At 41.5% G+C, this 20,710-nt stretch carries 18 protein-coding genes; all 18 read left to right on the top strand.

Features of this window, described 5'->3' with window-relative positions; genetic code table 11:
* On the top strand, positions 1-1,166 hold a 1,166-nt coding region (locus PCY09_RS00005; protein ID WP_301556685.1), incomplete at its 5' end, for a SpaA isopeptide-forming pilin-related protein.
* Between the two features lie 274 nt (positions 1,167-1,440).
* Positions 1,441-8,493 (top strand): LPXTG-anchored adhesin/beta-galactosidase BgaA, encoded by a 7,053-nt coding sequence (bgaA, locus tag PCY09_RS00010; protein ID WP_125397067.1) that lies wholly within the window; start codon positions 1,441-1,443, stop codon positions 8,491-8,493.
* 289 nt (positions 8,494-8,782) lie between these two features.
* The gene (locus tag PCY09_RS00015; RefSeq protein ID WP_008809422.1) at positions 8,783-8,914 is read left to right on the top strand and encodes a hypothetical protein; all 132 of its coding nucleotides are present in this window, start codon (positions 8,783-8,785) and stop codon (positions 8,912-8,914) included.
* A gap of 176 nt (positions 8,915-9,090) precedes the next feature.
* Positions 9,091-9,219 (top strand): hypothetical protein, encoded by a 129-nt coding sequence (locus PCY09_RS00020; protein WP_260468547.1) that lies wholly within the window; start codon positions 9,091-9,093, stop codon positions 9,217-9,219.
* A gap of 10 nt (positions 9,220-9,229) precedes the next feature.
* Positions 9,230-9,997 carry an ABC transporter ATP-binding protein gene (locus PCY09_RS00025; RefSeq protein ID WP_060970654.1) on the top strand — a complete coding sequence of 256 codons (768 nt, stop codon included), beginning with the start codon at positions 9,230-9,232 and terminating at the stop codon, positions 9,995-9,997.
* Positions 9,990-11,981 carry an ABC transporter permease gene (locus tag PCY09_RS00030; protein WP_125397068.1) on the top strand — a complete coding sequence of 664 codons (1,992 nt, stop codon included), beginning with the start codon at positions 9,990-9,992 and terminating at the stop codon, positions 11,979-11,981. The genes PCY09_RS00025 and PCY09_RS00030 overlap by 8 nt, the downstream gene beginning before the upstream one ends.
* A gap of 122 nt (positions 11,982-12,103) precedes the next feature.
* A complete protein-coding gene (locus PCY09_RS00035) occupies positions 12,104-13,501 on the top strand; it encodes an amino acid permease (protein WP_082307507.1) in 1,398 nt (465 codons plus the stop codon).
* Between the two features lie 194 nt (positions 13,502-13,695).
* Positions 13,696-14,121 (top strand): GNAT family N-acetyltransferase, encoded by a 426-nt coding sequence (locus PCY09_RS00040; protein ID WP_082307508.1) that lies wholly within the window; start codon positions 13,696-13,698, stop codon positions 14,119-14,121.
* A gap of 15 nt (positions 14,122-14,136) precedes the next feature.
* Positions 14,137-14,601: a GNAT family N-acetyltransferase gene (locus tag PCY09_RS00045; protein ID WP_082307509.1), complete on the top strand. Its 465-nt coding sequence runs from the start codon at positions 14,137-14,139 to the stop codon at positions 14,599-14,601.
* A 116-nt stretch (positions 14,602-14,717) separates the two neighbouring features.
* Positions 14,718-15,674 carry a hypothetical protein gene (locus PCY09_RS00050; RefSeq protein WP_125397069.1) on the top strand — a complete coding sequence of 319 codons (957 nt, stop codon included), beginning with the start codon at positions 14,718-14,720 and terminating at the stop codon, positions 15,672-15,674.
* Between the two features lie 134 nt (positions 15,675-15,808).
* Entirely contained in the window at positions 15,809-16,045 is a 237-nt protein-coding gene (locus PCY09_RS00055) for a DUF2829 domain-containing protein (protein WP_002899859.1), read from the top strand.
* The gene (locus tag PCY09_RS00060) at positions 16,038-16,736 is read left to right on the top strand and encodes a 3-oxoacyl-ACP reductase (protein WP_045635142.1); all 699 of its coding nucleotides are present in this window, start codon (positions 16,038-16,040) and stop codon (positions 16,734-16,736) included. The genes PCY09_RS00055 and PCY09_RS00060 overlap by 8 nt, the downstream gene beginning before the upstream one ends.
* A 4-nt stretch (positions 16,737-16,740) precedes the next feature.
* The gene (locus PCY09_RS00065) at positions 16,741-17,499 is read left to right on the top strand and encodes a GNAT family N-acetyltransferase (RefSeq protein ID WP_125397070.1); all 759 of its coding nucleotides are present in this window, start codon (positions 16,741-16,743) and stop codon (positions 17,497-17,499) included.
* The gene (locus tag PCY09_RS00070) at positions 17,496-17,843 is read left to right on the top strand and encodes a hypothetical protein (protein WP_125397071.1); all 348 of its coding nucleotides are present in this window, start codon (positions 17,496-17,498) and stop codon (positions 17,841-17,843) included. Before PCY09_RS00065 ends, PCY09_RS00070 begins: the two co-directional genes overlap by 4 nt.
* Positions 17,844-17,893: 50 nt before the next feature.
* On the top strand, positions 17,894-18,343 hold the full coding sequence (locus PCY09_RS00075) for an ASCH domain-containing protein (protein ID WP_125397072.1): 450 nt from the start codon (positions 17,894-17,896) through the stop codon (positions 18,341-18,343).
* An 86-nt stretch (positions 18,344-18,429) separates the two neighbouring features.
* Complete coding sequence (glmU, locus tag PCY09_RS00080) at positions 18,430-19,809, top strand: bifunctional UDP-N-acetylglucosamine diphosphorylase/glucosamine-1-phosphate N-acetyltransferase GlmU (RefSeq protein WP_061599364.1); 1,380 nt, start codon at positions 18,430-18,432, stop codon at positions 19,807-19,809.
* A gap of 8 nt (positions 19,810-19,817) precedes the next feature.
* A complete protein-coding gene (locus PCY09_RS00085) occupies positions 19,818-20,369 on the top strand; it encodes an NUDIX hydrolase (RefSeq protein ID WP_061602025.1) in 552 nt (183 codons plus the stop codon).
* A gap of 11 nt (positions 20,370-20,380) precedes the next feature.
* Positions 20,381-20,689 carry a cell wall synthase accessory phosphoprotein MacP gene (gene macP / locus PCY09_RS00090; RefSeq protein WP_020992595.1) on the top strand — a complete coding sequence of 103 codons (309 nt, stop codon included), beginning with the start codon at positions 20,381-20,383 and terminating at the stop codon, positions 20,687-20,689.
* The last annotated feature ends 21 nt before the right edge of the window (positions 20,690-20,710 follow it).

Here is a 20,710-nt window from a genome sequence, read left to right on the forward strand (position 1 = left end):
AAGATCTCAACTTGGCCCCAGGTACTTACACCTTCCATGAGGAAGCAGCTCCAACCGGTTACCTCAAAGTAACGGATATTACTTTCCAAGTCAAACATGACGGTACAGTGGAAGTGACAAACGTTGGAGAAAAAGACTCTAAGGGTGAAGATAACAAAGTCGTAACTAACGGCTCAACTGTGACTGTAACCGATAAAGATGATGATCTTCCACGTAAGATTACCTTCAGCAAGGTTAGCCTTGGTGGAACAGAAATCGCGGGAGCTCAGATCAAGATCTACAAGGGCGATAAGGCAGAAGGAGATGCAGTAGAAAACTGGACTTCAGAAGCTGGTAAGTCTAAAGATCTCAACTTGGCCCCAGGTACTTACACCTTCCATGAGGAAGCAGCTCCAACCGGTTACCTCAAAGTAACGGATATTACTTTCCAAGTCAAACACGACGGCACAGTGGAAGTGACAAACGTTGGCGAAAAAGACTCTAAAGGTGAAGACAACAAGGTCGTTACCAATGGTTCCAAAGTAACTGTAACTGATAAAGATGATGACCTTCCACGTAAGGTAACTTTCAGTAAGATCAACCAATACGGTACCGAAATTGGTAGTGCACAAATTCAAATTTTCCGAGGCAACGAGGCAACTGGTAATCCTGTAGCAGAATGGACTTCAGAAGTAAACAAATCACATGATTTAGAATTAGCTCCTGGAGTATATACTTTCCATGAAGCGACAGCCCCAGCTGGTTACCTAGCTGTTAAAGACATCACTTTCCAAGTGAACTTCGACGGAACGATAACAATTTTGAACGCTAATGGAAACACAGTAGAGTACAAGGATGGGAAGTTAGTAGTAACAGACCAAAGTATTCCAACAATTCCAAGTGTCCCAAATAAACCAAATAAACCAAACAAACCAAATAAACCTGATAAGCCAGGTAATAAAGATCCTAAAGATCCAGGCAATGGAAAACCAAAGGATCCGGATAAGAAAAATCCTAAAGATCCTGGTAAGACAAATCCAAAAGATTCAGAAAAACCACAAGAAAAAGATAAGACTAAGAATACTTTACCATTAACAGGTACAGAGCTTAGCTTTACACTTCTTGCCCTTGGTTTAACTATGATTGTTGGATGGGGAGTTTACTACGGGACTCGTTTTAAAAACTAAAACAAGAAACAAGTGTCAATGAAAATTGACGCTTGTTTTTTTATGTCTTTTACTTTTTTTATCAGAAATAAGTGACAGAACTGAACAGATAAAAATTGCTGATAACTGAAGAAAATTCTATGATTCTCCTAATTTTAGAAAAATCACTCATAAATATGAAAACGGCTTCATTCGTATTGAGATTATGCAACTTGTTTTATAAAATAAGGTGAAGAAAACTATAGGAATAGCTTGCTTCTATAAAAATGGAAGCGATTACTTGGTGGAGGGCCTTATGGAAAAAGGATATTGGAATCGTAAAAGAGTCTATAGCATCCGAAAATTTACTGTTGGTGCATGCTCAGTACTTATTGGAACTTGTGCAGTTTTGTTTGGAGCTAGTCTTTCTGCAGGAAACCCTGTTTATGCGGAAGAAGTGGCCGTTAACGCTAGTGCTGAAAGCGTCAAAGAAGAAGGAAAGATTGAGGAAGAGCACTCTGATAAGGCAGTTGCCACTAGTGAATCATCTGAGACTGCAGATGCTAGTCCAGCTCTTTCAACACAGGAAACTTTTCCAGAGAAAACAGAAGAGAATTCACCTAGTCCTAAGGTAGAAAAAGAGTTTTCTGAATCAGTAAAAAATGAAGTGAAAGAAATAAGCGAGTCCTCTGCCCAAGAAGGATCAGAAAAGGATAAGGTGAAATCTGCTACTGAGGAGGAAGTGAGTCAAATGATTGAGGATAGAAAGGTCAATTTTAATCAGAATTGGCACTTTAAATTAAACGCTAATGCTAAGGAAGCAATAAAAGATGAGGCCGATATAACTTCATGGAAAAAATTAGACTTACCTCATGACTGGAGTATCCACTTTGACTTTGATCATGACTCTCCTGCACAGAATGAAGGGGGCCAACTTAATGGTGGAGACGCTTGGTATCGCAAGCCCCTTAAATTAGATGAAAAGGATTTAGATAAAAATGTACGTCTGACCTTTGATGGGGTCTATATGGATTCGCAAGTCTATGTGAATGGCCAGCTGGTCGGTCATTATCCAAATGGCTATAATCAATTTTCATACGATATTACAAACTATCTTCACAAAGATGGCCGGGAAAATATCATTGCTGTTCATGTGATTAACAAGCAACCAAGCAGTCGTTGGTATTCAGGAAGTGGAATCTACCGTGACGTTTCTCTTCTTATCAGAGATAAGGTTCATGTTCAAAAGAACGGAACAACCATCTTGACTCCTCAGTTGGAAAATCAAAAAGATGGAAAGGTAGACACTCTTGTCAGCAGTAAGATTGCTAATACAGATGATAAAGATCATGAAATTACAGCTGAATACCAAATTGTGAGACGAGGCGGGGAAGCTGTAACAGAAGTGATTCGTACTGCCAGTCAAAAACTGAAAGCTCATGAGACTAGTACAATTCAGACAAGTTTACAAGTTGAAAGGCCAGAACTGTGGACGGTGTTGAATGATAAGCCTGCCTTATATGAGCTAGTGACACAGATTTATCGTGATGGTCAGCTTGTTGACGCTAAGAAAGACTTGTTTGGTTATCGCTATTATAACTGGACTCCTAATGAAGGTTTCTCTTTGAATGGTCAGAGAATCAAATTTCACGGGGTTTCCTTGCACCATGATCACGGAGCCCTAGGAGCAGAAGAAAACTATAAGGCTGAGTACCGTCGTCTCAAGCAAATGAAGGAAATGGGGGTCAATTCGATTCGTACGACCCATAATCCTGCTAGTGAACAGACTTTGCAGATTGCGGCAGAGTTGGGATTGCTAGTCCAAGAAGAGGCTTTTGATACCTGGTATGGAGGTAAGAAGCCTTACGATTACGGTCGTTTCTTTGAAAAAGACGCCACTCACCCAGAGGCCAAAAAGGGCGAAAAATGGTCTGATTATGACTTGCGGACAATGGTAGAAAGAGGTAAAAATAACCCAGCTATCGTCATGTGGTCTATCGGAAATGAAATCGGTGAGGCTAATGGAGATGCTCATTCTTTAGCGACTGTTAAACGTCTGGTCAAGGTTATCAAGTCAGTTGATAAAACCCGCTATGTCACGATGGGGGCAGACAAATTCCGCTTCGGTGATGGTAGTGGTGGCCACGAAAAAATCGCTGATGAGCTAGATGCAGTTGGTTTTAACTATTCAGAAGATAATTACAAAGCCTTGCGTGCCAAACATCCAAATTGGTTGATTTATGGTTCTGAAACGTCTTCTGCGACTCGTACACGTGGCAGTTATTTCCATCCAGAACAAGAATGGGTTGGAAGCAATCAGTCTTGGCGAAACTATGAACAATCGGACTATGGAAATGATCGAGTTGGCTGGGGTAAAACGGCAACAGCTTCTTGGACTTTTGACCGAGATAATGCTGGTTACGCAGGACAATTTATCTGGACAGGAACAGACTATATCGGTGAACCAACTCCTTGGCACAACCAAAACAGTACTCCTGTAAAGAGTTCTTATTTCGGAATAGTGGATACAGCTGGGATTCCTAAAAACGACTATTACCTTTACCAAAGTCAGTGGGTTTCTGCCAAGAAGAAACCAATGGTTCACTTGCTTCCTCATTGGAATTGGGAAGATCAGGAATTAGCAGACAATGTTGCAGATGCTGAAAATAAAATACCAGTCCGTGCATACTCCAATGCTGCTAGTGTTGAATTATTCTTGAACAACCAATCTTTGGGAATCAAGAAATTTAACAAAAAAGAGACAAGTGACGGCCGTAGCTATCAAGAGGGGGCAAATCCTCACGAACTCTACCTTGAGTGGAAAGTAGCTTATCAGCCAGGGACTTTGGAAGCAGTAGCTCGTGATGATCAAGGTAAAGAAATTGCCCGAGATAAGATTGTAACAGCAGGTCAACCTGCAGGTGTACGCTTGGTCAAGGAAGAGCACGCTATTGCAGCAGATGGAAAAGACTTGACCTATATCTACTATGAAATCGTAGACCGTGACGGCAATGTCGTGCCAACTGCTAATAACCTCGTTCGTTTCCAATTGCATGGACAAGGTCAGCTAGTCGGAGTAGATAATGGAGAACAGGCTAGCCGTGAACGTTACAAGGAACAAGCAGACGGCTCTTGGATTCGCAAAGCCTTTAATGGTAAAGGGGTTGCCATTGTCAAATCAACAGACCAGGCAGGGAAATTCACCTTAACGGCTCATTCTGATTTACTAAAATCGGACCAGGTGACTATTTTCACTGGAAAGGATGATCAGAAAGAAAAGACAGTGTTAGGGACGGAAGTGCCAAAAGTTCGTACAGTTTTGGGACAAGCTCCAAGCTTGCCAGCGACAGTTCCTTTTGTTTACAGTGACGGAAGCCGGGCTGAACAGCCTGTGACTTGGTCACAAGCAGATGTTAGTCATTCAGGCATTGTGACTGTCAAAGGAGAGGCAGAAGGCCGTCAGGTAGAAGCACGTGTTGAAGTTTTAGCCGTTGAAAGAGAATTGCCAGTTATCAAACGAGTAGCACCAGGGACAGATTTGAGTACTGTAGATAAGTCAGTTGCTCTTGCCTTAACTGATGGTAGTCTCGAACACTATGATGTGGATAAATGGGAAATTGCACCAGAAGATAAGGACAAACTTTCTGTTCCAGGTTCCCGCATTCAAATGACTGGGCAACTTGCAGGTACAAAGGTATCAGCAACCTTACTGGTGACAGATAGTGAAGCAGAAGCACCTGTGAATCCAGCTGTAACTCTTGACGGTGATTCTGTAACAGGTCTAACTAGTCAGAAACCAGTTCATTACCATAGTCTTGCTTACGGATCTCAACTTCCTTTAGTAGCCGCGACTGCTGAAAATGCAGATGTCACAGTTGTTCAAGCTAGTGTTGCAAATGGGTTGCGGGCCAGCATTTATGTTCAACCTAAGGATGGCGGTACCCTACAGTCCTATGCTGTTCAGTTCTTAGAAGAAGCTCCTAAAATTGAACGTTTGAGCTTACAAGTTGAGCAAACGAATCATCTAAAAGAGGATCAGACTGTTCAATTAACTGTTTTGGCCCACTATCAAGACGGTACTCAGGCGGTCTTACAGGCTGATAAGGTTGCTTTCTCTACAACAGGAGAGGGAGAGCTGGCTGTTCGTAAAGGAATGCTTGAATTACACAAGCCTGGAATTGTCACACTCAAAGCTGAATACGAGGGAGCAGAAGGACAAGTAAACTTGACGATTCAGGCTAATACAGAAAATAAAACGGTTCAATCCGTTCGTCCTGTTAGTGTGGTAACTGATTTGCATCAAGAACCAAATCTTCCAACCACTGTTACTGTTGAGTACGACAAAGGATTCCCTAAAGTTCATAAAGTTACTTGGCAAGCAGTGGCTAAGGAGGAACTTGATCGCTACCATACTTTTGAAGTAGTAGGAAAGGTCGAAGGTATTGATCAAAAAGCCATTGCTAAAGTCTCCGTTGAAGGGATCATTGCAGTCGAAGAAGTCAGTGTTACGACACCGATTGCAGAAGCTCCACACTTGCCAGAGAGTGTACGGACTTACCACTCAAATGGTCAGGTTTCGTCAGCAAAAGTTACTTGGGAGCCTATTGCACCTAGTCAATATCAAAAAGAAGGTGTCTTTACTGTGTCAGGACAGGTGGAAGGAAGTGCTTTACCAACCAAGCTTCATGTACGAGTATCAGCTCAAACAGAAAATGGTGCTAACATCTCTGACCAATGGACTGGTTCAGAATTGCCACTTGCTTTTGCTTCAGATTCTAACCCGAGCGATTTAGTATCTAATGTTAATGATAAAGTGATTTCTTATACGGATCAGCCAGCCAACCGCTGGACTAACTGGAACCGTCGTGAAGAAGATTCGGTAGGGGTTCTCTTTGGAGATTCTGGTATCTTGACTAAACGGTCAGTAGACAACCTAAATGTAGCCTTCCATGAAGATCACGGGGTTGGGGCACCTAAGTCTTATGTGATTGAATATTATGTTGGGCAAGCTACGCCAACAGCTCCAAAAAATCCTAGCTTTGTAGAAAGCGAAGAGCATGTCTTTAATGATGATAGCAATTGGAAACCTGTAACCAATCTGAAAGCTCCAGATCAGCTAAAAGCAGGTGAAATGAATCACTTTAACTTTGATAAGGTAGATACCTATGCTGTTCGTATTCGTATGGTGAGAGCAGATGACAAACTTGGAACCTCTATCACAGAAGTTCAAATCTTCTCGAAACAAGTTGCTCCAGCTAAGCAAGCACAGACTAGAATACAGGTGGCGGGACAAGATTTGCCAAACTTTAATCCAGACTTAACAGACTACTATTTAGAAGCTAAGGATGGAAAGGCGGATGCAGTAACCGCAAGTGTCAGCAATAATGGTCTGGCAACTGTCGTACCAAGTGTCCGCGAGGGAGATCCTGTTCGCGTTATCGTCAAGGCTGAAAATGGAGATATTCTAGGTGAGTATCGCATCCACTTTACAAATGATAAAGATCTATTGGCACGTAAACCAATAGCGACAGTAAAACAAGCTCGCCTGCTCCAACTAGGTCAAAATCTAGAGCTACCAAGCAAGGTCCCTGTTTACTTTACAGGGGAAAAAGACTATGAAGTGAAAGATTTGGCTGTCGAATGGGAACCTGTTCCAGCTGAAAACCTATCAAAAGCTGGTCAGTTTACTGTTCACGGTCGTCTGGTTGGAAGCGACTTACCTGTCGAGCTAAGAGTTCGAGTGACTGATAAGTTAGGCGAATCTGTATCAGACAATCTTTACTATGATGAGAATAGTAACCAGGCTTTTGCTTCTGAGACAAATGATGCTGATCCAGATTCTCATGATCGAGTGGATTATATCAACGACGGGGACCTCGATGAGAGCCGCCGTTGGACAAATTGGTCAGCGACACCATCAGCGAATCTAGATGTTTCAGCAGGTGTTATCTTCAAAGAAAACGGTAAGATTGTCGAACGAACAGTCAATCAAGCCAAACTGCACTTCTTTGCTGATAGCGGTACAGATGCTCCGTCTAAACTAGTCTTAGAGCGCTATGTTGGCCCAGACTTTGATGTTCCAATCTATTATTCAAACTATCGAGCTTATGAATCCAACCACTTGTTTAACAATCCTGATAACTGGGAGTCCGTTCCTTACAATATGAATCAAGATATCCAGGCTGGTACAGAATTGACAGCAACCTTTAGTGCTGTGAAATCCAAGGCTATGAGATGGAGAATGGACAGAAAAGCAGATAAGAATGGAGTTGCCTTAATTGAGATGACTTTCTTGGCGCCAAGTGAGTTGCCTAAAGAAAGTACAAAATCAAAAATCTTACTTGATGGTAAAGAACTTCCAAACTTCTCTGCAGAACGCTTGGAATATCAAGTGTCCTATAGTGGTCAACGTCCTAAAGTGACAGTAGAAGAAAATGACCAAGTGGCTTCAACTGTTGTAGATAGTGGAGATAATCGTTTGCCAGTCTTGGTTCGACTTCTGTCTGAGAATGGTAAGCAGGTTAAGGAATACCGTATTCAATTGACGGAAGAAAAAACTACTGCTGGTAAGGTAGCAGCTGCAGTTCAAGAAGAACTTCCACGTCTAGAAGTCGAAGAAAAAGAACTTCCTTATCAGACGATTGAAAAAGAAGATGCCAATCTCTACCTTGGGGAAAGCCGTGTAGAAAAAGAAGGACAAAATGGTAAGGAAAGAATCTTTACTGAAGTTTCTCCAGATGGTCAGCGAGCAGAAAAATTACGAGAAGTGCTTCAAGATCCAATCAATCGCGGCCTGCTTGTCGGTACTAAGAAAGGAACAGCTCTTCCAGAAGATGATATTAAAGATTTGGTTCTATATAGACCAGAGCTTCTGATAGAGGAAGAAGAGGTTGATTTCCAAGTGCAAGAGCGTAAGAATCATATGCTTCCAGCTGGTCAAACGCGTATTATCCAAGAAGGTCGTAAAGGTATTCGTGTGAACTTAGTCGAGCTTGAAAATGGCAAACGCACTCTTAAAGAAAGCTACAATAAATTAGAAACACAAGATCAGATTCTAGAAGTGGGAACAGCCCTTTCAGAAGAGAAAACAAAGTCACAAGATACTTATAAAGCTTATTCACAAACTTCTGGGCAAGGCAAAGATCAGAGTCTAGAAGAAAAAGTTCAAGGCACCAAAGCTGTGAAAGAAGATCATAAAAAAGCTAAATCTGAAGCAGTGCAGCTTCAAGCAGAAAAAGTCAAATCAACTGAAAAAGGTTACTTACCGAATACAGGAAGTCAGTCAGATCAAGCTACGATAACCACGGGCTTAGCTCTCTTGGGCTTAGGCGCTGGTCTTGCTGCAAGGAAACGTAGAAAAGAAGACTGAGATTTAATGATTAGGTAAGAGGACAATCCGTTGAACTAGACGAAGAGATCAGGGAATTATCCCTGATCTTTTTTATGTAACTACAGCACTTCTAGTAAGCTGAGTCTAGCAAGATAAGGTTCACATTGACTCCTTGTGTTGAAAGATGACAAAATTGTAAGCTTTAAAAGCCCAAATGAAAGGTTAAGTTATGGAAGCGAGTTTAAAAAAGCAGTATCCTTATAAGTGTAAAGGAAAGGGAAAGAATACTTTCCCTTGATAAAAGCAAATGTTATAAAGGAGGCCCACTATGAAAACTAAACTTTTTAACCAAGACAAACGTCCTCTAAAAGCACAAAAGATTTCTAAAGAAGAAATCGAGAAGACTCGCTTAGGCTGTGCCTCTAGTCAATATTACTTCTGGTTGCAGTATAGTCATTAAGGAATATCCAGTTCCAACTTCTATAAAGAGAAAGTTTATCAAAACTTTCTCTTTATACGATTAAAAATCAAAGATGACAAAAATGTAAGATTAGAAGTAAGATTGTAAGGTTAGGTTATGGAAAGCCGAGTGCAAATTCGGTAGAATAAGATTATCAAAAGAAAGAAGTGTTTAGAATGAAATTATTTAAAATAAGTCATAAGAAAGATAAACCTTCCATTCGGCCAAGTCAAAAAGAAATTGAATGGACGAAATTCGGATGCCAAGCCAATCAGGCGGCTCAAGAAATGTACTTAGGATTTTAAAGGAGAAGTTATGAGTTTATTAGATGTACAACACGTAAAAAAGATTTATAAGACCCGTTTTCAGGGCAATCAAGTAGAAGCGCTAAAGGATATTCACTTTACAGTAGATGAGGGTGACTATGTGGCTATCATGGGAGAGTCTGGCTCAGGCAAGTCAACACTCCTCAATATTTTAGCCATGCTGGACAAGCCAACAGAAGGGCAAGTCTTTCTGAACGGAACAGATACAGCGACTATCAAAAATAGCCAAGCATCCAGCTTCCGCAGAGAAAAGCTAGGCTTTGTCTTTCAGGACTTTAACTTGCTGGATACCTTGTCAGTTAAGGACAATATCCTCTTGCCTTTAGTGCTTTCTCGACGTCCCGTCACCGAGATGATGCAAAAGCTAGTCACTACTTGTACTGAATTAGGTATTAACAAGCTGCAAGAGAAGTTTCCTTATGAGATTTCCGGTGGTCAGAAGCAACGGGTTGCGGTGGCGCGGGCCATCATCACGGAGCCAGAGATTTTATTAGCGGATGAGCCAACAGGGGCACTGGATTCCAAGTCATCGGCTGCGCTTTTAGATGTTTTTGACGATATTAATGACCGAGGTCAGACCATTCTGATGGTGACCCACTCGACATCAGCAGCTAGCAGAGCCAAGCGGGTACTCTTTATCAAGGACGGTATTCTTTACAATCAGATTTTCCGTGGAGATAAGACAGAACGTCAGATGTTCCAGGAGATTTCTGATACTTTGACTGTCATGGCAAGTGAGGTGGGTGCTCATGATTAGATTAACCGGTAAGCTTGCGCTTTCCAATCTTGTGAAAAATCGCAAGCTCTATTATCCCTTTGCCCTCGCGACCTGTCTGGCAGTAGCTATTTCCTACATCTTTTTCTCTTTGACCTTTAATCCCCATTTGGCAGAAATGGCTGGAGCGAGTGCCGTTTCCATGGTCTTAGCTCTAGGATTAATTATTGTTAGTATTACCACATCTATTATTGTTTTTTATGCCAATAGTTTTGTCATTAAAAATCGGTCCAAAGAATTAGGGCTCTATAGTATGCTGGGGCTGAATAGATTTCATCTCTTCATCATGATGATCATAGAGTTGATAGTCTTTGGGCTGGTGACACTCATAATTGGTCTGGGGCTAGGTCTCTTGTTTGACCAGTTGATTTACGCTTTATTGCTGAAAATCATGGATCTGAAGGTTGTTTTGACTTCAACTTTTCAACCTCTAGTACTATTCCTAGTCACTTTCTTCTATGGCTTTGTATTTTTCTTCTTGATGATTAAAAATGGCTTGTATTTGAGAAAATTAGATGCCCTCCAGCTCGTCAAGGAAAAAAATAGTGGTGAAAAGAAAAGTCGCTTCCTAGGACTGCAAACCATTTTAGGTTTAGCATCTCTTATTTATGGTTATTACTTAGCATCAGGAGTAACCAGTCCAATAGCAGCAATCCTAGTGTTCTTTGTTGCAGTTCTCTTTGTCATTTTAGGAACGTATCTTCTCTTCAATGCAGGAATCACGAAATTTTTACATTTCTTACAAAAGAGAAAAACTTACTACTACTATCAGCCCAATAATATGATTTCGGTGTCCAACCTGATCTTCCGAATGAAAAAAAATGCTGTTGGTCTGGCAACAATTACAATCTTGTCAACCATGGTTCTGGTGACCTTGTCTGGCGGTGCTAATATCTATGCTGGTGGAGAATATATGCAAAATGCCATGTTCCCTCATGATATCAGCCTACAAGGAAAGGGTGTGAATGGTCAGCAAATAGATCAAGTCTTGACAGAGTTTGCTCAAGAGCAGAACTTATCAGTGACTAAAAAAGCTGTCTATCAGTACTATACTATGGGAGTCAAAAGTCTAAATGACAATCAGCTGGACTTATACCCAAGTACTCAAAAAGCAGTAGCACCCAATATCTATATCTTGGCTGTCTCTGAAGCAGTTTATCAAGACATGACTGGAAAGTCACTTAATCTTGAAGAAAATGAAGTGGCAATATTCCAACAAGGTTTGAAACTGAAAGATCAAGAAACGATGACAATCGCTGACCAAACTTTGAAAATCAAGAAAGTGTTAAAAGAAGACTTTATTTATGGTCATTTACCAGATCAGATGAATATGATTGTTCCCGGAAAAATCTATATGGTGGTGAAAGATCCAAGTAAGATCTTCGCTGGCTTGATGGGAAAATATGCTGTCAATAGTAACTATTACGGAGGTCTGAATCTGGATCTGCCAAAAGACCAGCAAAGTAAATTGAGAGATGCCTATCAAGAAAAGCTCAGTGCCTATAATACAACCCTGCCTGAAAATCATGCAGTCTATGGATCAGTATCGACTTCTGATAAGCAAGAAATCAAGGGGATGCTGGGAGGTATGTTCTTTATCGGAATCTTCTTATCCGTCGTCTTTATGCTTGGAACTGTACTCATCATCTATTACAAGCAGATATCTGAAGGGTATGAAGATCGGGATCGCTTTGTGATCCTGCAAAAGGTCGGTTTAGATGAAAAACAAATCAAGCAAACCATTCGTAGACAGATCTTGATAGTCTTCTTCCTACCTTTGGCCTTTGCCTTTATCCATCTAGCCTTTGCTTACCATATGCTAAGCCTCATCTTATCAGCTCTTGGAGTACTCAATGCAAGCTTAATGTTAGCAGTAACCTTGGGAGTCTGTGCAATCTTCTTTATCAGCTATATTATTGTCTTTGCGATTACATCACGTAGCTATCGCAAAATCATTTCAATGTAAGAAGTTGGGAATTTCCCAACTTCTATTTTTATGGATGGAAGCAAAGTCAAAAGTGATGTTGCTATTTCTAAATACGGAAACTTGTGATATAATGAACCGTCTATATTTTGGAGGAGATGATGATGGATATTTTTCGTAAAAAAGATGTCAGCAAGTCTAGGACTGGGATGAAAAGACATCTAAAGATTCACGATTTGATTTTATTAGGAATTGGAGCCATGGTGGGAACAGGGATTTTCACCATCACAGGGATTGGAGCAGCCAATTATGCTGGTCCGTCCTTGATTATTTCGATTATCATTTCAGCGCTTTGTGTGAGCATGTCAGCTCTTTTTTACGCTGAATTTGCTTCTCGCATTCCGGCAAATGGTGGAGCTTATAGCTATATCTATGCTGTCTTCGGTGAGTTTCCGGCATGGATTGCTGGTTGGCTGACTATTATGGAATTTATGACTGCTATCTCAGGTGTTGCTTCTGGCTGGGGATCTTATTTAAAGGGGCTATTGAGTGGCTTTGGCATCCAGCTCCCTACGGCCTTAAATGGCACCTTTAATCCTAAAGAGGGGACTTATGTAGATCTCTTGCCTATCTTGGTTTTACTTTTTGTCACCGCAGTTGTCTTATTAAATTCTAAAGCTGCTCTACGCTTTAACTCTGCCTTGGTGGTCCTGAAATTTTCAGCTCTGGCACTTTTTGTTATTGCAGGTCTTTTTTTTATCAAGCCAGAAAATTGGTCTAACTTTGCCCCTTTTGGTTTTGGTGAGATTTATGGCGGGAAGGTCGGTATTATGGCTGGGGCTTCGCTCATGTTCTTTGCCTTTCTAGGCTTTGAGTCCATTTCTATGGCGGTCGACGAAATCAAGGAACCTCAAAAGAATGTTCCGCGTGGGATTGTCCTGTCCTTGACCATTGTGACCATTCTTTATATTTTGGTGACCTTGGTTCTGACAGGGATTGTTCACTACACTAAGCTAAATGTTTCAGATGCAGTAGCCTTTGCTCTTCGCAGTGTTGGACTTGGCTGGGCGGCAAACTATGTCTCAGTAGTGGCGATTTTGACCTTGATTACCGTTTGCATTTCCATGACCTTTGCCCTGTCTCGAATGATCTACAGTATTGCGCGTGATGGTCTCTTACCTCGTTCATTTAGACAATTGACAGAGACCAGTCGGGTACCAAAGAATGCAACGATTTTGGTGGGGCTTGCGTCAGCTGTTTGTGCGGGTATTTTCCCCTTGGCTAGTATCGCATCTTTCCTCAATATCTGTACCTTGGCCTATCTAATTTTATTGGCTCTTGCCATTTTGAAATTACGAAAAGACAAAGGGATGCCCCAAGCAGGTGAATTCAAGACTCCTTTTGTTCCGGTCTTGCCAATTCTATCTATTATCATCTGCCTGTCCTTCATGACCCAGTATACTAAGGAAACCTGGCAGGCTTTTGGTATTGCTTTACTGGTGGGGAGTTTGATTTATTTTGGATATGGCTATAAGCATTCTGAAATTTATGCAGATCATTAATTTTTATCGCGAAAATATTAGGCAGAGCTGTTTGTAGCTCTGTCTTTTTTAAGAAAAAAATCAGATTGATATGAAAAAGCATAAGCTTTCCAAACAGAATCTTTCGTCTAAAGAAAATCGGAAGAAGAACGCCACCTGAAGACAGCAGAGCAGGCTACTTTTCTGATATAATAAAATGTAAAACGAGGTGACAAATGATTCGTAAAGTAAAACTAAGTGACGCCGCAGCAATTCAGCGACTTAATGCTGAGAGTCTAGGATATGATTTTGATAGGGAATCGACGGAGGCTCAACTGAAGAGACTCCTAGAGACTGACCAGCATTTGATTTTGGTAGTTGAAGAAGATGGACAGGTCATAGGTTACGCTCATGCGGCTAGCTACGACTGTCTCTATTTCCCGTCCTTGCTCAATCTCTTAGCTTTGGCCGTCGCTCAGGATTTTCAAGGGCAGGGACATGGCAGAGCGCTGATGCAAGCTTTGCGTGACGAGGGAAAAGCAGCAGGCTACACAGGGATTCGGATTAATTCAGGTATTTCCCGCACATTTGCCCATAAATTTTATCGTAGTCTTGGCTGTAGCGAAAAAGCAGACCAGAAACGATTTTATTGGGAGTTTTAGAGAAAAGAGGAGTAGATGATGATTGAACCACTATCTCAGCAGCATGCTTTAGAAATTGCTAATGACTGGCATTACGAGGCGCCCTATGATTTTTATGATATGAAAAATGATTTGGAAGATTATGAAGAAATAGTCTCCCCAGAAGCGCGTGGAGACCGTTATTATCAAGTTCTTAGAGAAGGAGAACTCTATGGATTTTTCTGCTTGGAGCAGAAAGGAGAGCGAACTTTGGAGCTTGGTTTGGGGATGAAGCCAGAGCATTGTGGAAAAGGTCAGGGCGCTGGATTTCTGCAGGAAATTCTGGACTTTATCATGGCAAATTTTGCACCCCAAGTCATAAGTCTATCCGTGGCCGACTTCAATCACCGAGCCCAGCAACTTTATCTCAACATGGGCTTTGAAGTGGTGAGGCGCATTCCGCAGGAAAGCAATGGCGATATTCATCTATTTGTGGAGATGGAGAAAAACGCCGATTCTTAGATCATCTTTCAGAAGCAAGATAAGATAAAATTGAACTTTCTGATTATAGTAATCGATGGAAACCACGGTGATTGAATGTGAGGAAAATGATTTGTTAAGCAGAAGAGGTACACTAGATGACAAAAATTCTAAAAGACATATGTAAAATTATCATTTGTTTAATATTTATATTGTTTATTTCGGCTTGTTCTTCACAAGAGAAAAATGAGAAGTCAAGTAATAAAAAGGAGTCTTATCAATATACAATTTATAATGCTAATGCGGATATTCACAAATTTGAATTTATTCATGATAAAAACGGTATTATTGTTGAGTGGGATTTTGAAAATAACAAGGTGGCGAAAGCTATTAATTCCTCTGATTGGATTAGAGTAAATCCAAATTTTCTTGTTAGAGAACGCCAAAAATTAAGACGAGCGACTGCTAGTAAAGAAATGAAGTCAGATGAATTCGCGTATTTGGATATCTTTGATTTAACTAATAAAAAAGCCCCTAAAAAAGAAATAGATGTTTGGAAATTAATGGTAAATTATTTGAAAAATGATCAGATAGAGTTTCATGGGACCTTGCCAATTCTTAGAAAAATAGGTAACAATGATTATGTTGTCCTTTCGATAACCGAACAGAAAAAATATCGATACTTTTTACTAAATCTTAGAACTCTAAAAATAGACGCAGAGAAAACAGAGCAGGAGCTTAACGTGACAAATCAGATTGACATCAGGTTGTTCACAGATGAAAAAAACAGATCGGGTGTTGAACCTTTTGATAATGGATTTTGGAAATCTGAAGATTATAAGGGGGACATCAATTTAAGACAATCTAACTCCTCAGCCTTCAAGCTATTTTCTAAAAAGAACAGCTTCGCTTATAAGGTAATTCAATCAGAAAATGGGCTTATTACAAATGGTAAGGAGCTCATTGAACTCGAAACAGAATTTTTGAAAACAGGAGCATCTGTTTATGATGGATTATACTTGCCGGGTAAGTGGAGTACTGAAGGACAGGACACAAAAATCATGAGCTATGAAGATATTCAGAAATATTATAATGGCAAGTTTGGAGCAGAATAATGAGCTCAATCTTGGGCAAAATTTCATATCTCAACCAGAGAACCAAATTGCCAAGAGCAATCATCGTCTAATATAATTACTAATGCTAAGTAGTAAATTTGTAAGTAAATATCAATAAAACAAAGGAGAAAACCATGACATTTGAAGAGATTTTACCAGGCCTTAAGGCCAAGAAAAAATATGTGCGTACAGGCTGGGGCGGAGCAGAAAACTACGTCCAGCTCTTTGACACGATTGAGCAAAATGGGGTGGCTCTTGAAGTGACACCATATTTTCTCATCAATGTTTCAGGTGAGGGGGAGGGCTTCTCCATGTGGAGTCCGACTCCTTGTGATGTTCTTGCGACAGATTGGGTGGAAGTAGATGACTAAGACAGTACTAGTGACGGGGGTTAGCTCTGGTATTGGTAGAGCTCAAGCCCAGAGCTTTTTGGAAAATGGCTACCGGGTTTACGGGGTGGATAAGGATGAAAATCCTGGCTTTCTAAATGAGCTTCGTTTCGTCAAGTTGGATTTGACAGGTGATTTGACGCCACTCTTCACCAGCTTGCCCGAGGTAGACATTCTCTGCAATACAGCAGGAATCTTGGACGATTATCGTCCTCTGCACGAGACCAGCGATGAGGACTGGGATCAGATTTTTGCGCTTAATCTGACCGCTACCATGAAAATCACCCGCTTTTACCTGCAGAAAATGCTGGAGAAAAAGTCTGGTATCATCATTAATATGTGTTCGATTGCTAGCTTTTTGGCTGGCGGTGGCGGTGCTGCCTATACGGCCTCTAAGCATGCTCTGGCAGGCCTGACCAAGCAGATAGCCTTAGACTATGCGGATAAAAATATCCAAGTCTTTGGCTTGGCACCAGGCGCTGTTAAGACAGCCATGACTGCCGCAGATTTTGAACCAGGCGGACTAGCTGACTGGGTTGCTGATGAAACGCCGATCAAGCGCTGGCTGGACCCCCAAGAAGTGGCTGACGTTAGTCTCTTTCTAGCTAGTGGTAAGGCAGCTGCTATGCAGGGCGAGATTATCAAAATCGACGGTGGCTGGAGTTTGAAGTAAGTGAATGAAGAATGCGAACAATGAAAAAGCTAAAAATCTTTTCCAATCCTGGACCAAAAATATGGTACTTTACGGTTTGGATGCTGGCCTAGGGGAGTTCTTTATGAACGCGTCTGAGACATCCTGCCTTTACCAACTAGGAAATTTCATTTTTCCAGCTGGTCAGGTGGATTTGGATTTTTGGCAGGATTATAGTAGCCAGTATGGTCTGGCTGATAAGATTATCATCTCTGAAGATTTCAGCTGGCAAGAGTTTCTGGATAGTCAGAGTGGACTGGAGCGGTTTACTCGCTACGCTTTTTCGGACAGGGCTGATTTTGATACAGAGGATTTGGAGAAATGGCAGAGCAGGCTACCAGCAAATTACTACCTTAGTCCGATTGATAAGGAGAGTTATGAATGTTTGGCTAGGGAAGCCTGGTCTCAGGATTTGCAGGGTGATTTTTCTGATTTTGACCATTTTCAAGTGGCGGGTGGCTTTGGTTTTTCAGTATATTCAGGAGAGGAAATCATCGCTGGCGTATCGACAGGATTGGTCTATCATGGAGCCCTTGAGATTGAAATTGCTACCAAATCAGCCTACCAAAGGCAGGGCTTAGCCAAAATCTTGGGTGCCCAGATGATTTTAGAAGCCCAAAACCGCTCACTCTTTCCTCTCTGGGATGCGCACAATGAAGCTTCCAAGAAGGTTGCAAAAAGTTTGGGCTATCAGTGTCTAGGAGCTTATCCGGCTTATGAATGGAAAGGGACTTTTGACCAATGAAGAAAAACCAGAGCTATGACTTAAAAGATATCATTCAGGCTGTAAAATCGGAAGAGCTAGATGATGATTTCTGTTTGTATGCTAAGGAAAATGGAGAACTGAATTTTCAGGACAGCTACTTGCTTGCTGATTATCCTCAAGTAGTGGACAATAAGGATGTTTATCCTAGACAAGTAAGGGAGCAAGAGCTGGAGCTGATTTATTACGGTGAAGATTTTGCGGATGTTCTCTTGTCAGTCATGGAGCAGAAAGCAGAAGCGACTGATCAAGAGTGTTTACAGGCTCTGCTTTACTATTATGAGCATGATGACTTTATGGATTTTGATAAAGATACAGTTTTGTAGGAAGATTTTTTATAAACAAAAATTTTCATTTTAGAAAGACAGGAGAAGTGATGACTCCAAAAGAAATGTGGCAAGCATACAAGAAAATCAATCCAGAGATTGGTGATGCGCTTGACGCCTGGGCCTTCGGTGCTTCGGCAGATGAGCTTGCCGACTTAGTGCTATGTGGTGAGAAGACAGCGACGTCTTCGGCCTATGAGCTCTATAAGCTTGAAAATGAGCCCTTGCCTCAGGCAGGAAGCTTTGATGTCATTTTAGACAGTCAGGAAAAGGCTGTTTGTATCGTTGAAATCACCAAAGTCTCTGTTTTACCTTTTAATGAGGTTTCAGCTGATCATGCCTTTAAGGAAGGAGAAGGAGATAAATCCTTGGCATATTGGCAGCAGGTCCATCAGGCATTCTTCACAGAGTGTCTAGAGGAAGCTGGTTTGGAGTTTTCCCAAGAAATGGGTGTCGTCTTAGAAGAATTTCGCAAGGTCTATCCCTTGAATGAAGAGTAGTGTTTATTTTGAATTCGCATAGTATTTTTAAAAATTTTCTTTTAGTGGTATAATAATGGTACTATCTTACAGAAAAGAGTTGTTTTATGACAAATTACGCGATTATTTTGGCTGCGGGTAAAGGTACTCGCATGAAGTCGGATTTACCAAAGGTACTGCACAAGGTGGCAGGAATTTCTATGCTAGAGCACGTTTTCCGCAGTGTCAATGCCATTAATCCAGAAAAGACCGTGACAGTTATCGGTCACAAGGCCGAGCTGGTGGAGCAAGTCTTGGCAGGTCAGACTGAGTTTGTTCGTCAGACTGAGCAACTGGGAACGGGACATGCCGTTATGATGGCAGAGCCTGTTTTGGAAAATCTGACGGGTCAGACGCTAGTCATTGCTGGCGACACTCCCCTGATTACAGGAGAAAGCTTGAAAAACCTGATTGACTTCCATATCAACCACAAGAATGTTGCGACCATTTTGACAGCAGAAGCAGACAATCCTTTTGGCTACGGCCGTATCGTTCGCAACCAGCACGGAGAAGTCTTGAAAATTGTTGAGCAGAAGGACGCTTCTGACTTTGAGCAGCAGATCAAGGAAATCAATACTGGGACTTACGTCTTTGACAATGCCCGTCTCTTTGAAGCCCTCAAAAATATCAATACTAATAATGCTCAGGGCGAATACTATATCACAGATGTGATTGGTATTTTCCGTGAAAATGGTGAAAAAGTCGGTGCTTATACGCTCAAAGACTTTGATGAAAGTCTAGGGGTTAATGACCGCGTGGCCCTTGCTACAGCTGAGAGTGTTATGCGCCGTCGGATTAACCAGCAGCATATGGTCAACGGTGTCAGCTTTGTCAATCCAGATGCGACCTATATCGATGTGGATGTGGAAATCGCGCCAGAGGTTCAAGTTGAAGCAAATGTGACCCTGAAAGGTCAGACCAAGATTGGGGCAGAGACTATTCTGACTAATGGTACCTATATCGTGGACTCTGTTATTGGAGAACGGACCGTTATTACCAGCTCTATGATTGAGGAGTCAAGTGTGGCAGATGGAGTGACGGTCGGGCCTTACGCTCACATTCGTCCAGGTTCTAGTCTGGCCAAGGATGTCCATGTTGGCAACTTTGTAGAAGTTAAAGGATCGTCAATTGGAGAAAATACCAAGGCTGGTCATTTGACCTATATTGGAAATTCTGAAGTCGGTGCTAATGTCAACTTTGGTGCGGGTACGATTACGGTTAATTATGATGGTCAGAAGAAGTACAAGACTATCATTGGCGACAATGTCTTTGTCGGTTCCAACTCGACCATTATTGCTCCAGTTGAGCTAGGTGACAATTCACTGGTCGGTGCAGGTTCTACCATCACGAAGGATGTGCCAGCAGATGCCATTGCTCTGGGACGTGGCCGTCAGATTAACAAGGAAGATTATGCTAAGCGTCTTCCTCATCACCCTCAAAATAAGTAGGTTTAATCATGGAATTTGAAGAAAAAACCGTCCAACGGACGGAGATTTATCAGGGACCGATTTTTAAAGTGGTTCAGGACCAGGTAGAGCTGCCAGAAGGGAAAGGCCAGGCCCAACGAGATTTGATTTTTCATAATGGAGCGGTGGCTGTGATTGCTATTACTCCTGAAAATAAGATGATTCTCGTTAAGCAGTACCGCAAGGCTATTGAGACAACTTCTTATGAAATTCCAGCTGGTAAGCTAGAAGTGGGAGAAAATGCTGATCCGCATGCAGCTGCCCTTCGAGAATTAGAAGAAGAAACTGGTTACACAGGTCAGCTAGAGCTAGTTTATGATTTTTATTCTGCTATTGGTTTTTGCAATGAAAAGATTAAGCTATATAAAGCTAGCCAATTGACAAAAGTAGAAAATCCTCGTCCTCAGGACGAAGATGAAACCTTGCAACTTTTTGAAGTCAGTCTGGAGGAGGCACATCAGTTGCTGCAAAACGGTGACATCTGCGATGCCAAGACCATCATGGCTCTTCAATATTGGGAAATGCAGGAAAATCAAAGATAGGGGGAAAACCTATGGGAAGACCTTTATTAACTGATGAAATCATCGAGCGGGCTAACCGTGGTGAAGTCATATCAGATCCTCCTCTCGTGGATGATGAGGAAACTAAGATAATTAGAACTGATCAAGGAAGATTTGGTTATGCTACACCGCAAGGAGAGTTTAATCAGGACACCATGCAAATTGAAGTTGATCGGGAAGTTGTGAAAAGCCGACGCATTGAAAATCAGAAGCGAGGGGTCTTTCAAGCTAAACTCAATAAAATTTTGTTGTGGATTATTCTCCTGTTGGTGGTTTTGATTGCAGCCATTATTTGGCTATAAAAATAAGCGATAAGCCTAAGG

Source organism: Streptococcus sp. SG2, from assembly GCF_030439925.1.
Lineage (GTDB): Bacteria > Bacillota > Bacilli > Lactobacillales > Streptococcaceae > Streptococcus > Streptococcus gordonii.